The 12600-nt window shown below is 71.3% G+C and carries 12 protein-coding genes; 5 read left to right on the top strand and 7 right to left on the bottom strand.

Features of this window, described 5'->3' with window-relative positions; genetic code table 11:
• Positions 1-17: 17 nt before the first annotated feature.
• From C9F13_RS08895 to C9F13_RS08885, 3 genes are read right to left on the bottom strand one after another with little or no spacing between them, the layout of a single operon-like run.
• A complete protein-coding gene (locus C9F13_RS08895) occupies positions 18-1490 on the bottom strand; it encodes an N-acetylmuramoyl-L-alanine amidase (protein ID WP_108445871.1) in 1473 nt (490 codons plus the stop codon).
• Positions 1487-1990, bottom strand: coding sequence for a tRNA (adenosine(37)-N6)-threonylcarbamoyltransferase complex ATPase subunit type 1 TsaE (gene tsaE / locus C9F13_RS08890; RefSeq protein WP_108445870.1), 504 nt, complete (start codon positions 1988-1990; stop codon positions 1487-1489). Before tsaE ends, C9F13_RS08895 begins: the two co-directional genes overlap by 4 nt.
• Complete coding sequence (locus tag C9F13_RS08885; protein WP_108445869.1) at positions 1971-3506, bottom strand: NAD(P)H-hydrate dehydratase; 1536 nt, start codon at positions 3504-3506, stop codon at positions 1971-1973. The genes tsaE and C9F13_RS08885 overlap by 20 nt, the downstream gene beginning before the upstream one ends.
• Before the next feature lie 99 nt (positions 3507-3605).
• Here C9F13_RS08885 and queG point away from each other — a divergent pair, with 99 nt between their 5' ends.
• Positions 3606-4712, top strand: a complete 1107-nt coding sequence (gene queG, locus C9F13_RS08880) for a tRNA epoxyqueuosine(34) reductase QueG (RefSeq protein ID WP_108445868.1) — start codon at positions 3606-3608, stop codon at positions 4710-4712.
• Here queG and C9F13_RS08875 read toward each other — a convergent pair.
• Positions 4709-5746 (bottom strand): CNNM domain-containing protein, encoded by a 1038-nt coding sequence (locus tag C9F13_RS08875; protein ID WP_108445867.1) that lies wholly within the window; start codon positions 5744-5746, stop codon positions 4709-4711. The genes queG and C9F13_RS08875 overlap by 4 nt on opposite strands.
• 82 nt (positions 5747-5828) lie before the next feature.
• Positions 5829-6428, bottom strand: a complete 600-nt coding sequence (gene orn / locus C9F13_RS08870) for an oligoribonuclease (RefSeq protein ID WP_108445866.1) — start codon at positions 6426-6428, stop codon at positions 5829-5831.
• Positions 6429-6513: 85 nt separating this feature from the next.
• On the opposite strand from orn, the gene rsgA reads away from it, so the two are divergent.
• The 3 genes from rsgA to asd all read left to right on the top strand — a co-directional run bounded on the left by rsgA (position 6514) and on the right by asd (position 9387).
• Positions 6514-7560: a small ribosomal subunit biogenesis GTPase RsgA gene (gene rsgA / locus C9F13_RS08865; RefSeq protein WP_108445865.1), complete on the top strand. Its 1047-nt coding sequence runs from the start codon at positions 6514-6516 to the stop codon at positions 7558-7560.
• Positions 7561-7649: 89 nt separating this feature from the next.
• Complete coding sequence (locus C9F13_RS08860; protein ID WP_108445864.1) at positions 7650-8480, top strand: sulfurtransferase; 831 nt, start codon at positions 7650-7652, stop codon at positions 8478-8480.
• A gap of 67 nt (positions 8481-8547) precedes the next feature.
• Positions 8548-9387, top strand: coding sequence for an archaetidylserine decarboxylase (gene asd, locus C9F13_RS08855; RefSeq protein ID WP_108445863.1), 840 nt, complete (start codon positions 8548-8550; stop codon positions 9385-9387).
• Positions 9388-9618: 231 nt separating this feature from the next.
• On the opposite strand, the gene epmA is transcribed toward asd, so the two are convergent.
• Positions 9619-10605, bottom strand: coding sequence for an EF-P lysine aminoacylase EpmA (gene epmA, locus C9F13_RS08850; protein WP_108445862.1), 987 nt, complete (start codon positions 10603-10605; stop codon positions 9619-9621).
• 199 nt (positions 10606-10804) lie between these two features.
• Complete coding sequence (efp, locus tag C9F13_RS08845) at positions 10805-11371, bottom strand: elongation factor P (protein ID WP_108445861.1); 567 nt, start codon at positions 11369-11371, stop codon at positions 10805-10807.
• 108 nt (positions 11372-11479) lie between these two features.
• Between efp and epmB the strand changes: the two genes are divergently transcribed.
• Entirely contained in the window at positions 11480-12517 is a 1038-nt protein-coding gene (epmB, locus tag C9F13_RS08840; protein WP_108445860.1) for an EF-P beta-lysylation protein EpmB, read from the top strand.
• Positions 12518-12600: the final 83 nt, after the last annotated feature.

The following is a 12600-nucleotide window of genomic DNA, read 5'->3' as shown; positions in this document are numbered from 1 at the left end:
GGTCAGGCGGGTCGGGATCAAGAACGGGGAATGCGCAGCACCTGCCCGACCCGGATCACGTCGCCGTTGAGTTCGTTGACCTGGCGGATCTGGGCCACCGGCACGCCGTGGCGGGCGGCGATCTCCGACAGGGTGTCGCCGGGCTGGATGCGGTACTCGTTGCTCGCGGTGCTGCGACCGTTGTCGCGCTGCCAGGCCAGCAGGCTGGCCGGCGGCGGGTTGCGCTGGAAGTGGTTGCGGATGCCGCCGAAGACGGCGTCCATCATCCTCTGCTGGTAGGCCCCGTCGCGCAGCCGGCGCTCCTCGTCCGGGTTGGAGATGAAGCCGGTCTCGACCAGCAGCGAGGGGATGTCCGGCGACTTGAGCACCACGAAGCCGGCCTGCTCCACCCGCGACTTGTGCAGCCGATTGACCCGGCCCATGCGATCCAGCACCTGGCCGCCGATGGTCAGGGAGTCGTTGAGGGTCGCGGTCATGGTCAGGTCGAGCAGCACGCCGCGCAGCACCTCGTCCTTGTCGTCCAGCGACAGGTTGCCGTCGACGCCGCCGATCAGGTCGGCCTCGTTCTCGCTGGCGGCCAGCCACTGGGCGGTCTCGGAGGTGGCGCCGCGCTGGGAGAGCGCGTAGACGGAGCTGCCGTTGGGCCGCGGGCTGTTGAAGGCGTCGGCGTGGATCGAGACGAAGAAGTCGGCCTTCTGCTCCCGGGCGATACGGGTGCGCTGGCGCAGCCCGACGTAGTAGTCGCCGTCGCGGATCATCACCGCGCGGAAGCCCTCGGTGGCGTTGACCAGGCGGGCGAGGCGCTTGGCCATCTCCAGCACGATGTCCTTCTCGCGGGTGCCCGAGGGGCCGATCGCCCCGGGGTCCTCGCCGCCGTGGCCGGCGTCCACGGCGATGATGATGTCGCGCCGGGGATGGGGCGCGGCGGGCTCCATCACGTCGGGCGCGGCGACCTCGGCCGGGTTCCTGCCCTCGACCACGGCCTCGCTGCGGGCGCGCTGGGCGGCGATCTCCTGCTCACGGATCATCGCCTCGATGGGGTCGATGGGATCCTCCACGGCGCTCTCGCCGGGGTACTCCAGGTCGACCACCAGGCGATGGCCGTACTGATCGTTGGGGGCCAGGGTGAAGTGGCGCGGCTCGATCTCCCTCTCGAGTTCGAGTACCACCCGCAGGCCGTTGCCGTCGCGAACGCCGGTGCGCACGGTACTGATGGCGCTGCCCTCTAGGTCCAGGGCGTCGACGCGGGCGTTGAGCCGGCTGTCGTCGAGGTCGATCACCAGGCGGCGCGGGTTGTCGAGGCTGAAGACGTTGGCCTCGGCCGGCGAGGAGAGGTCGAAGACCAGGCGCGCATGGTCGGGGGCCGCCCAGAGGCGCAGGTTATCGACGCTGGCGGCCTGGGCCAGGCTGGCGGCCAGGCCAGCGGAGAGGCCGAGCCCCAGCAGGCCGAGGCCGGTCAGCAGCCGCCTTGCGGGTATCCTGGGCCTCATGACGCCGCGCTGCCTTCCCTGTCGATGAGCTCGCGCGACAGCTCGGACATGCCCGCCAGCCGCTCAAGCACCGCGCGGCCGTGGGCGCTGCGCGCCGCGAGGAGAGCCTCGCGGCCCGTGTCGGCCAGGCGCAGGCGAACCTCCAGGTCCGGCGCGGGCAGCCAGCCCTCGCCGCGCTCCGGCCACTCGATCACGCAGAGCGCGTCCTCGGCGAGCAGGTCGCGACCGCCGATGAACTCGAGCTCCTCGGGGTCGCCCAGGCGATAGAGGTCGAAGTGGTGCACCAGCACGCCGTCGAGGGCGTAGGGCTCCACCAGGGTGTAGGTCGGGCTCTTGACCGCGCCGGCGTGGCCATAGGCGCGCAGGATGCCGCGGGTCAGGGTCGTCTTGCCGGCGCCCAGCTCGCCGGTCAGGTGCACGCGACCATGGCCCTCGAGGGCCCGCCCCAGGCAGGCGCCGAAGGCGACCTGGCGGTCTTCGTCATCGAGTCGCAGCAGCATCGTTCTCGCCCATCGTCGGGTTGACCAGAATTCGCGCACAGGATGCCAGATCGCCGGCCAGCAGGCCACGCTCGCCGCCCTCGCGGGCCGCCCGGTCGGCGGCCAGGGCATGCACCAGCACGCCCACCCGGGCCGCCGCCTCGAGGTCGAGCCCCTGGGCCAGCAGCGCGCCGAGGATGCCGGAGAGCGCATCGCCCATGCCGCCGCTGGCCATGCCCGGGTTGCCGTGGGGGCAGACGGCGAGCCTCTCGGGCCCGGCCACCAGGGTGCCGGCGCCCTTGAGCACCACCACCCCGCCGTAGCGGCGCTGCAGCGCCCGAGCCGCGGCGGGCCGGTCGGCCTCCACCTCGCCGGCGGCGCAGCCGAGCAGGCGCGCCGCCTCGCCGGGGTGCGGGGTGAGAATCCAGTCGTCGCGCCGCTGCCCCGCGAACCGCGTGGCCAGCAGGTTGAGGCCGTCGGCATCCACCACCAGCGGCCGCGACGCCGCGAGGGCCGCCTGCAGCATGCCCTGCCCCCAGCTGCCCTGCCCAAGGCCCGGCCCGACCACCAGCACGTCGGCGCCCGCCGGCAGCACGCCGAGATCGCCGGCGCCACGCACGCCGTGAACCATCACCTCGGGGCGGCGCACCAGACTCGCGGTGACGTGCTCGGGCGCGGTGGCGAGGCTCACCTTGCCGGCGCCCAGCCGCGCGCAGGCCTCGGCGGCGAGCAGCGCCGCCCCGCCGAAGCCCGGGGCCCCGCCGAGCACCAGGGCGTGGCCGCAGTCGCCCTTGTGGGCATCGCGCGCCCGGGGCGGCAGTCGGGCCGCGATCAGCCCGGCCTCCAGGCGGCGGGCGGCGGGAGCGAGATCGCCCTCGGCCTCCGCGTCCACGCCGAGCGCGCAGAGCACCGCCTCGCCGACATGCGCCGGGGCCGCTCCGGTGTAGAGCCCGAGCTTGTCGGCGATGAAGGTCACGGTACGCGTCGCCCGCACCGCGGCGCCGAGCACCGCCCCGGTGTCGGCATGAAGCCCCGAGGGGATGTCGATGGCCAGCACCGGTCGGCCGCTTTGGTTGACCGCCTCGATCGCCTCGCGGGCCGCCCCGCGCACCTCGCCGCCGAGCCCCGTGCCGAGCAGGGCGTCGACCACGACGTCCCCCTCGAGGGGCAGCCCCGCCTGCCAGGCCTCGGCGGCCACCCCGGCCGCCGCGGCCATGTCAGCGGCACGCCGGGCGTCGCCGGTCAGCGCATCGACCGGCTTGAGCAGCAGGCGCTGCACGGCGAGCCCCTCGGCGGCGGCCAGCGCCGCCAGCACGTGGCCGTCGCCGCCGTTGTTGCCGCCGCCGCACAGCACGGTGAGCGAGCGTGCCTCGGGCCAGCGCGCCCGCAGCGCCTGCCAGGCGGCCGCCGCCGCGCGCTGCATCAGGGCGAAGCCCGCGATGCCCCCCTCGATGGTGCGCCGGTCGAGCTCGCGCACCTGCTCGGCGCGATAGAGGGGACGCAGCAACGGGGGATGGGGTTCGTCTGCCCGGGTCATGCGGTGCCTCCTGGGTCGGGATGCTTTACCATACCGAGTGTAAATTCTCTGCGCCCCACGCCAAGCCGCGGGGCCGTTCTGCATGGTGTTTTCTCGATCATGAGCCCAGTGTCCCCCGCCGGTGACGCCCCCGACATGGCCGCCCTCGCCGAGAGGATCAAGACCTGGGGCCGCGAGCTCGGCTTCCAGCAGCTGGGCATCACCGACGTCGACCTGGCCGAGGACGAGGCCCACCTCGAGGCCTGGCTGGCCGCCGGCCACCACGGCGAGATGGGCTTCATGGCCAAGCACGGCACCAAGCGCACTCGCCCGGCGGAGTTGGTGCCCGGCACCCGGCGGGTGATCAGCGTGCGCCTGGACTACCTGCCCGCCGAGGTGGAGACCACCAAGGTGCTGGGGCGTCCATCGCTGGCCTACGTCTCCCGCTACGCCACCGGGCGCGACTACCACAAGCTGATGCGCAAGCGGCTGGCGACGCTGGCCAAGTGGATCGAGGGCGAGGTCGGCGCCTTCGGCTATCGCGCCTTCGTCGACTCCGCCCCGGTGATGGAGCGCGCCCTGGCGCGCAAGGCAGGCCTCGGCTGGTTCGGCAAGAACGCCATGCTGCTCAACCCGAAGGCCGGCTCGCTGTTCTTCCTCGGCGAGCTCTATACCGACCTGCCGCTGCCGGTGGACGCGCCCTTCGAGACCGACCACTGCGGCAGCTGCAGCGCCTGTCGCACCGCCTGCCCCACCGGCGCGATCGTCGAGGACAGGGTGGTCGACGCCCGGGCCTGCATCTCCTACCTCACCATCGAGCTCTTCGGCGCCATCCCGGAGCGCTACCGCGAGGCCATGGGCAACCGGGTGTTCGGCTGCGACGACTGTCAGCTGGTCTGCCCCTTCACCCGCTTCGCCAGGGTCAGCCGGGAGCCCGACTTCGCCCCCCGCCACGACCTGGACCGGGCGAGCCTGGTCTCGCTGTTCGCCTGGAGCGAGGAGGAGTTCCTGGAGAAGACCGCCGGCAACCCGATCCGGCGCATCGGCTACGAGCGCTGGCTGCGCAACCTTGCCGTGGGGCTCGGCAACGCGCCCTGTAGCGAGGCCGTGGAGGCAGCGCTGATGGCGCGGCTGGCCTATCCCTCCGATTTGGTCCGCGAACACGTGCGCTGGGCACTGGCGCGCCAGCGCGCGAAGCGCGAGGCGCGCATCGTCAGCGCCGGCTAACTCGCCTCCCCGCCGGCCTCCGTGCCTCGCCGCAGCCGCTTGGTCCAGCGCTGGCGCGCGTACTTGCGCAGGTTGGCCACGTTGTCGGTCTCGTCGACGATGTCCTGGCCGAGGATCGCCTCGAGCACGTCCTCCAGGGTGACCAGCCCGACCCAGGTCCCGAGCTCGTCGTAGACCACGCAGAGGTGCTGCCGGTCGCGCAGCATGACCGCGAAGAGGTGCTCGACGTTGTCGTCCACCTGGACGCTGCGCACCGGGTGCATCAGCGACTTGAGGGTCGTCTCCGGCGCGGCGTGGTAGGTATCGGCCTTGTGCACGTAGCCCAGCGCCTGCTCGCCGCCGTCCATCACCGGAAAGCGGGTGAAGGCCGAGCGCCCGAGCTGCTCGTCGAACTCCGCCACGCTCATCTGCGGCTTGACGGTCACCGAGACCGTACGCGGGGTCATCACCTCCTTCACCCCGATCTCGTGCAGGTTGATGATGTTGGTGATGACCCGCACCTCGTCGGCGTCCAGGGCGCGCTCCTCCAGGCCGATCTGCGCCAGCGCCTTGATCTCGCCGCGCATGTCGGTGTCGTGCTCATGGCGGCCGATGCGCCGGGTGATCACCTCGGAGAGCCAGATGAACGGCTTCATCGCCCACACCATCGCCCCCAGCACCTTGACCAGGCTTCCCGCCAGCTGGCGCCAGTAGGTGGCGCCGATGGTCTTGGGGATGATCTCGGAGACGAACAGGATCAGCAGCGTCATCACCGCCGAGGCGATGCCGAGCCAGGCCTCGCCGAACACCACCGTGACCTGGGCCCCCACGCCGGTGGCCCCCACGGTGTGGGCGATGGTGTTGAGGGTCAGGATGGCGGCCAGCGGCTGGTCGATGTTCTGCTTGAGGTGGGCCAGGCGGCGGTGCAGCTCGGGCCGGGTCTCGCGCAGCCCGGCCACGTAGCTCGGCGTCATGGAGAGCAGCGCCGCCTCGAGCAGCGAGCAGACGAAGGAGACGCCGATGGAGAGGATCGCGAACGCGGCTAGCAGGAACATGGGGCCTCGCTTCGGGGGTCAGGGACGCCGCCGGGCGGCGTCCGGGGGAGTCGGCAGGGCGTGTTCACCGCCGTCGGCGGCGTCACTCCTCCTCGTCGTCGCGCTCGTCGGCCGTCTTGAGGAAGGTGGTGCGATAGTGGGCGAGCTCGGCGATGGACTCGCGGATATCGTCCATGGCGAGATGCACGTTGCGCTTCTGAAAGCCCGCCAGGGCGCCCGGGTTCCAGCGCTTGGCGAGCTCCTTGAGGGTGGAGACGTCGAGGTTGCGGTAGTGGAAGAAGGCCAGCAGTTCGGGCATCTCGCGCTCCAGGAAGCGGCGATCCTGGTGGATGCTGTTGCCGCACATCGGCGAGGCGCCGGCCTCGACGTGGGCGGCGAGGAACTCGAGGGTGCGCCGCTCGGCCTCGGCGGTGTCGATCCGGCTCTCCTTGACCCGCTGCACCAGTCCCGAGGCGCCGTGGGTCCGGGTGTTCCACTCGTCCATGGCGTCCAGCAGCGCGTCGGGCTGGTGCACCGCGATCACCGGGCCCTCGGCGACCGTGTTGAGGTCGGCGTCGGTGACCAGGGTGGCGATCTCGATGATGCGCTCGCGGTTCGGGTCGAGTCCGGTCATCTCCAGGTCGATCCAGATCAGGCGCTGGCGGCGCGCATCGGCGTTGGCGGGCGTGGCGTGCTCGGTCATGGGGCATCCTTGGGGGCGCCGGCTGACGACAGCGGGCGCCTTGGGTGAGTACAATGCGCCCTATTGTAGCGAGCTTCGGGCCCCCATGAGCAAACGCAAGTTGAGCCGCCAGCAGCGCTGGCGCATCGAGAAGGTCCAGGCCGAGCGCGCCCGCCGCGCCGATCGGCGCGACGCCAAGGACAGCGACAAGCTGGCCGCCGGCGAGTACGGGCCGGAGCAGAACGGCCGCGTGATCGCCCACTTCGGCCGCACCCTGGACGTACGCCCCGACGCGGGCGGCGAGGCCGTGCGCTGCCACCTGCGCGCCAACCTCGAGGGTCTGGTCACCGGCGATCGGGTGATCTGGCGCGCCGCTCACGACGCCCGCGACGGCGTGGTGGTGGCCCGGGGCGAGCGCGAAAACGTGCTGGAGCGCCCCGACCCCCGCGGCCAGCTGAAGCCGGTGGCCGCCAACATCGACCAGATCCTGATCGTCTTCGCGGTGGAGCCCGCGCCCCACGCCAACCTGATCGACCGCTACCTGGTGGCCGCCGAGGCCACCGGCATCGCCCCGGTACTGGTGCTCAACAAGATCGACCTGCTGCCGGAGCACGGCGGCGAGCTGCGCGGGCTGCTGGCCCGCTACGAGGCGCTGGGCTACCCGGTGGTCACCACCACCACCGAGCGCGAGGGCGGGCTCTCGGCGCTCTTCGCGCGGCTGGCGGGGCGCACCTCGGTATTCGTCGGCCAGAGCGGCGTGGGCAAGTCGTCGCTCATCGACCGTCTGCTCCCGGATGAGGAACTGCGCATCGGCGCGCTCTCCGAGGACTCCCGAAAGGGCCGCCACACCACCACCACCGCGCGGCTCTACGCCCTGCCCGCCCCGGATGACGGGGCATTGCCAGAGGACGGGCGCGGCGAGCTGATCGACTCCCCCGGGATCCGCGAGTTCGGCCTGACCCACCTGGACGAGCAGCAGGTCACCGAGGGCTTCATCGAGTTTCGCGAGGTGCTGGGGCGCTGTCGCTTTCGCGACTGCCGCCACCGCCAGGAGCCGGGCTGCGCCCTGCTCGCCGCCGTGGAGCGGGGCGAGATCCACCCCGAGCGTTTCGCCAGCTACCGCCGTATCGTCGAGAGCCTCGAGACGAACTGACAGGAGCGAGCGCCGGGCGACTATTCTGAGGCGCGGGTGCCCGCATCGCGGAGCCTACCTCAAGGAGCCGAATTTAAGGAGAGTGTGCCATGAGTTCCGAAGACAACCTGCTCCCGCTGATCATCGAGCCCGACCAGCTGGCCGCCCGGCTCGACGAGCCGTCGCTGTTGATCATCGACGTCCCCGCCCGGGCCGAGAGCCATGATGCAGGCCACGTGCCCGGCGCCCTCTTCCTCGATCATCGGCGGCTGCTGGCCGGCGAGGGCGAGGTGCCCAACGAGGTGCCCTCGCCCGAGGCGCTGTCGCGGCTCTTCTCGTCCCTCGGCCTGACCCGCGACACCCACGTGGTGGCCTACGACGACGAGGGCGGCGGCTGGGCCGGTCGCCTGCTGTGGACCCTGGAGCTGATCGGCCACACCCGCTACTCCTACCTCAACGGCGGCCTCCACGCCTGGCGCGAGGCCGGTCTCCCCCTCTCCACCGAGACCCGCACGCCCGCGCCCAGCGACTACCAGGCCGAGCTCCTCCATCCCGAGGTCGCCATCGATCGCCTCGAGCTCGAGGAGCGCCTGGGCGACAAGGGCTTCGCCATCTGGGACGCCCGCTCGCGAGCCGAGTACGACGGCGAGAAGGGCAACAACCGTCGCCTGGGCCACATGCCCGGGGCGGTCAACATGGAATGGACCCAGGCCATGGACGCCGAGCACGGGCTGCGCCTGCGCGACTACGCCGAGCTCATCACCGAGCTCGAGGCCATCGGCATCACGCCGGACATGGAGGTGGTCACCCACTGCCAGAGCCACCACCGCAGCGGCTTCACCTGGCTCGTGGGCCGCGCGCTGGGCTTCGAGAAGATCCGCGCCTACGCCGGCTCCTGGCAGGAGTGGGGCAACCGCGACGACACCCCCATCGAGACCTGAACGCCCGCTTCGACGGCCACGCCCGGGCGTGGCCGCCTCTTCCCACCCTCCTGATGGACGACCGCCCTTGTCTCTCGCCCGACTCTTCGCCCTGATCCAGTATCCCCTGCCCCACCACCTGCTCTCGCGGCTGGTGGGCCGGCTCGCCGACTGCCGCGTGCCCTGGCTGAAGAACGCCCTCATCCGGGCCTTCATCCGCCAGTTCGAGGTCGACATGGACGAGGCCGCCGAGTCCGACCCGACGGCCTACGCAACCTTCAATGACTTCTTCACCCGCGCCCTGGAGGAGGACGCCCGCCCGCTCGGCGAGGGCGTGGTCTCCCCGGCCGACGGCACCCTCTCCCAGTTCGGGCCCATCGAGGCCGGCCAGCTGATGCAGGCCAAGGGCCACCGCTTCTCGGCCATGGAGCTGCTTGGCGGCGACGGCGAGGCGGCCCGGCGCTACCTGGGCGGCAGCTTCGCCACCGTCTACCTCTCGCCGAGCGACTACCACCGGGTGCACATGCCCATCGGCGGCACCCTGACCTCGATGGTCTACGTGCCGGGGCGCCTCTTCTCGGTGAACGCCGCCACCACCCACCACGTGCCCAACCTCTTCGCCCGCAACGAGCGGCTGGTGTGCCACTTCGACACCGAGCACGGCCCCATGGTGATGGTGCTGGTGGGCGCGATGATCGTCGCCGCCATCGAGACGGTGTGGGCGGGACAGGTCACGCCGCTCTCCGGCGAGGTGCAGCGCATCCGCTTCGACACCCCGGTGCGCCTGGAGAAGGGCGAGGAGATGGGCCGCTTCAAGCTCGGCTCCACCGTGGTGATGGCTTTCGCCGAGCCGGTGGACTTCGACGGCCTGGCGCCCGAGCAGAAGGTGCGCATGGGGCAGTCGCTGGGAGCGCTTAAATACTCATAGCGAGGGAGCGCCGGGGACAGGCCGAAGAGGAGGTCCTATGCCAGGGGTGAGGAGCACTGCTCCGAACGGGCTGGCCATGGATGGCCAGCACCGGCCCTGCAAGCGGAGCAGGATGCGAGAGCGCAGCAGGGCATCGGTAGCGCCCAGGGAAGGGTTCACAGCACCTCCTCACCAGCCTGTCGACGGATCAGCCCTACACGGTGAGGGCCTCACGAGCGCCTGAAAGAATGACTAGCAGCGCGGCGTGGCGAAGGCCATCACCTCGGCGACGCTCGCCTTGCCCAGCGCCAGCTGGATCAGCCGGTCGAGCCCCAGCGCCACGCCGCTGCCGGCGGGCAGCCCGCTCTCCAGGGCCGCCAGCAGGCGCTCGTCCACCGCCACCTCGGCGAGCCCGAGGGCGCGCCGGGCGGCGTTGTCCTCGGTGAAGCGCGCGCGCTGCTCCGCGGCGTCGGTGAGCTCGTCGTAGCCGTTGGCGAGCTCGAGCCCGTCGAGGTAGAGCTCGAAGCGCGAGGCGACCGACGCGCCGTCCTCGGGGTCGCGATGGTGACGTGCCAGGGCGGCCTGGCTGGCGGGGTAGTCGACCACGGCATCGAGCCCATCGCGCCCGAGTTCCGGCTCGATGACGAAGCTCATCAGCAGGTCCAGACAGCCGTCGCGATCGCTGTCATCCATCGAGAGCCCTCCCCGCTCGCCGGCCAGCCGGCGCAGCGTCGCCAGGGACGCCGTGAAGGGATCGATGCCCAGCGCCTCGCGGAAGAGCTCGCGGTAGCGGCGCCGGCGCAGCGGCCCCGGCTTATCCCCCGCCCCTCGCCCGAGTACCCGCGTCACCAGCGCGGCGGTCTCCTCGATCAGCGCCTCGAGGCCGAGGCCCGGGCGGTACCACTCCAGCATGGTGAACTCGAGATTGTGGCGCCGCCCCACCTCACCATCGCGAAAGCTGCGCGCCAGCTGGAAGATCGGCCCTGAGCCTGCGGCCAGCAGGCGCTTCATGGCGAACTCCGGGGAGGTCTGCAGCCACAGCCGTTCGCGGCCGGCCGGGGTGGTCGCCTCCGCCGAGAGGGAGGCCAGGTGGACCTCGGTGCTGCCGCCGTGGCCGAGCACCGGGGTCTCCACCTCAAGCACATCGCGCTCGGCGAAGAAGGCCCGCACCTCGGCGATCAGCCTTGCGCGCTCGCGCAGCGTCGCGATCTCGGCGCTGGGGCGCCAGTCGATGGACATGAAAGACTCCTCCAGAAACGACGAAGGCCACGCCAGAAACCAGCGTGGCCTTGTAGGGCAGGTCGCCCAAGTTATGCCCTCTCCGAGCGATGCTCAGACCAGGCGAATCCCGAGTAAGGCGGCGGAGTTTAGCAGCGCTAAATGAGCAAGCCGTCTCGGGATTCAACGCCGTATGAGCGAGCGCAGGAAGGGCCTCGCCTCACGCGCGGGAGACGTACTCACCGCTGCGCGTATCGACCTTCAGCACCTCGCCCTCGTTGATGAACAGCGGCACGCGGACCACGGCGCCGGAGGAGAGGGTCGCGGGCTTGGAGCCGCCCTGGGCAGTGTCGCCCTTGAGGCCCGGGTCGGTCTCGGTGACCTCGAGCTCGATGAAGTTCGGCGGGGTGACGCTGATGGCGTTGTCGTTCCACAGGGTCACGGTGTAGGGCACCTGCTCCTTGAGCCACTTCTCGGTGTCGCCCAGGGCGCGCTTCTCGACCGCGTACTGCTCGAAGGAGCCGTCGGTCTTCATGAAGTACCACATGTCACCGTCGGTGTAGAGGTACTCCATCTCCAGTTCCATGACGTCGGCGGACTCCAGGGAGTCGCCGGACTTGAAGGTGTGCTCGAGGACGCGACCGGTCATCAGGTTGCGCAGCTTGACGCGGTTGAAGGCCTGACCCTTGCCCGGCTTGACGAGCTCGTTCTCGACGATGCTGCAGGGATCGCCGTCGAGCATCACCTTCAGACCGCCCTTGAATTCGTTGGTAGAATAGTTCGCCATGATCGCTTATCCATATTCGAGCGTGCCACCGGCTGAGGCCGGCGACTCGCGCAAGCAGATGAAGTGTCACGGGGGCCCGGCCCCCGTACGCATTGACTGGTGTGCCGCATGATAACCCGAAGCAGCGCCCTTTTGCAGCGCCCCACCCCGGCGACGCAGCCCCTGCCCGTGCAGGCGCGCTGGCAGACCCAGCTGGCAAGGGCGATCCGCGATCCCCGCGAGCTCTGCCGCCGACTGGGCCTCGACGAGGCCTGGCACGGCGGCGCCGAACGCGGCCATGCGCTCTTCGAGGTGCGGGTGCCCGAGGCCTACCTCGCCCGCATCCGCCCCCATGATCCGGCCGACCCCCTGCTGCGCCAGGTGCTGCCGCTCGGCGAGGAGACCGAGGTCACGCCCGGCTACGTGGCCGACCCCCTCGCCGAAGCCGAGCACACCCCGGCCAAGGGGCTGATCCACAAGTACGCCGGCCGCGTACTGCTGATCGCGAGCCCCGCCTGCGCGGTGAACTGCCGCTACTGCTTTCGCCGCCACTTCCCCTACGAGGAGAACGCCCCCTCCCGGGCGCAGTGGGAGGCGAGCCTCGACTACCTTCGCGAAGACGCGACGATCCGCGAGGCGATCCTCTCCGGCGGCGACCCCCTGGCGGCCAACGACCGTCGGCTCGCCTGGCTGGTGGAGCGCCTGGGGGCCATCCCCCACCTCAAGCGGCTGCGCATCCACACGCGCCTGCCGGTGGTGATTCCCGATCGCATCGACGACGCCCTGCTCGACTGGCTGGGCGGCACGCGGCTGCAGACGGTGATGGTGCTGCACATCAACCACGCCCAGGAGATCGACGAGGCGGTGGTGGCGGCCTGCCGGCGACTGCGCGAGGCCGGCGTGACCCTGCTCAACCAGAGCGTGCTGCTGCGCGGCATCAACGACGACGTCGACGCCCTGGCCGCGCTCTCCGAGCGGCTCTTCGAGGCGGGCATCCTGCCCTACTACCTGCACGTGCTCGACCCGGTGGCCGGCGCCGCCCACTTCGATGTCAACGACGACGACGCCCGGACGCTGGTCGCGGCGCTGCGCGAGGTGCTGCCGGGCTTTCTGATGCCGCGGCTGGTCCGGGAGATTCCCGGCGAGGCCAGCAAGACCCCGCTGTAGCCCAGGACCCCGCCAGGCACCCCGCCCCGAGCTGGCCACCTACAGAAGCGCGGCCCCGCCAGAGACTGGCGGGGCCGCGCGTT

This window comes from Halomonas denitrificans (assembly GCF_003056305.1).
Taxonomy (GTDB): domain Bacteria; phylum Pseudomonadota; class Gammaproteobacteria; order Pseudomonadales; family Halomonadaceae; genus Halomonas; species Halomonas denitrificans.
The sequence above is the reverse complement of the archived record's forward strand: the minus strand, read 5'-3'. Positions and strand labels throughout refer to the sequence as shown.

Coding starts and splice junctions, on each gene's coding strand:
- C9F13_RS08895 (WP_108445871.1), bottom strand. CDS start 1,490: ATGAGGCCCAGGATACCCGCAAGGCGGCTGCTGACCGGCCTCGGCCTG.
- tsaE (WP_108445870.1), bottom strand. CDS start 1,990: ATGCTGCTGCGACTCGATGACGAAGACCGCCAGGTCGCCTTCGGCGCC.
- C9F13_RS08885 (WP_108445869.1), bottom strand. CDS start 3,506: ATGACCCGGGCAGACGAACCCCATCCCCCGTTGCTGCGTCCCCTCTAT.
- queG (WP_108445868.1), top strand. CDS start 3,606: ATGAGCCCAGTGTCCCCCGCCGGTGACGCCCCCGACATGGCCGCCCTC.
- C9F13_RS08875 (WP_108445867.1), bottom strand. CDS start 5,746: ATGTTCCTGCTAGCCGCGTTCGCGATCCTCTCCATCGGCGTCTCCTTC.
- orn (WP_108445866.1), bottom strand. CDS start 6,428: ATGACCGAGCACGCCACGCCCGCCAACGCCGATGCGCGCCGCCAGCGC.
- rsgA (WP_108445865.1), top strand. CDS start 6,514: ATGAGCAAACGCAAGTTGAGCCGCCAGCAGCGCTGGCGCATCGAGAAG.
- C9F13_RS08860 (WP_108445864.1), top strand. CDS start 7,650: ATGAGTTCCGAAGACAACCTGCTCCCGCTGATCATCGAGCCCGACCAG.
- epmA (WP_108445862.1), bottom strand. CDS start 10,605: ATGTCCATCGACTGGCGCCCCAGCGCCGAGATCGCGACGCTGCGCGAG.
- efp (WP_108445861.1), bottom strand. CDS start 11,371: ATGGCGAACTATTCTACCAACGAATTCAAGGGCGGTCTGAAGGTGATG.
- epmB (WP_108445860.1), top strand. CDS start 11,480: ATGATAACCCGAAGCAGCGCCCTTTTGCAGCGCCCCACCCCGGCGACG.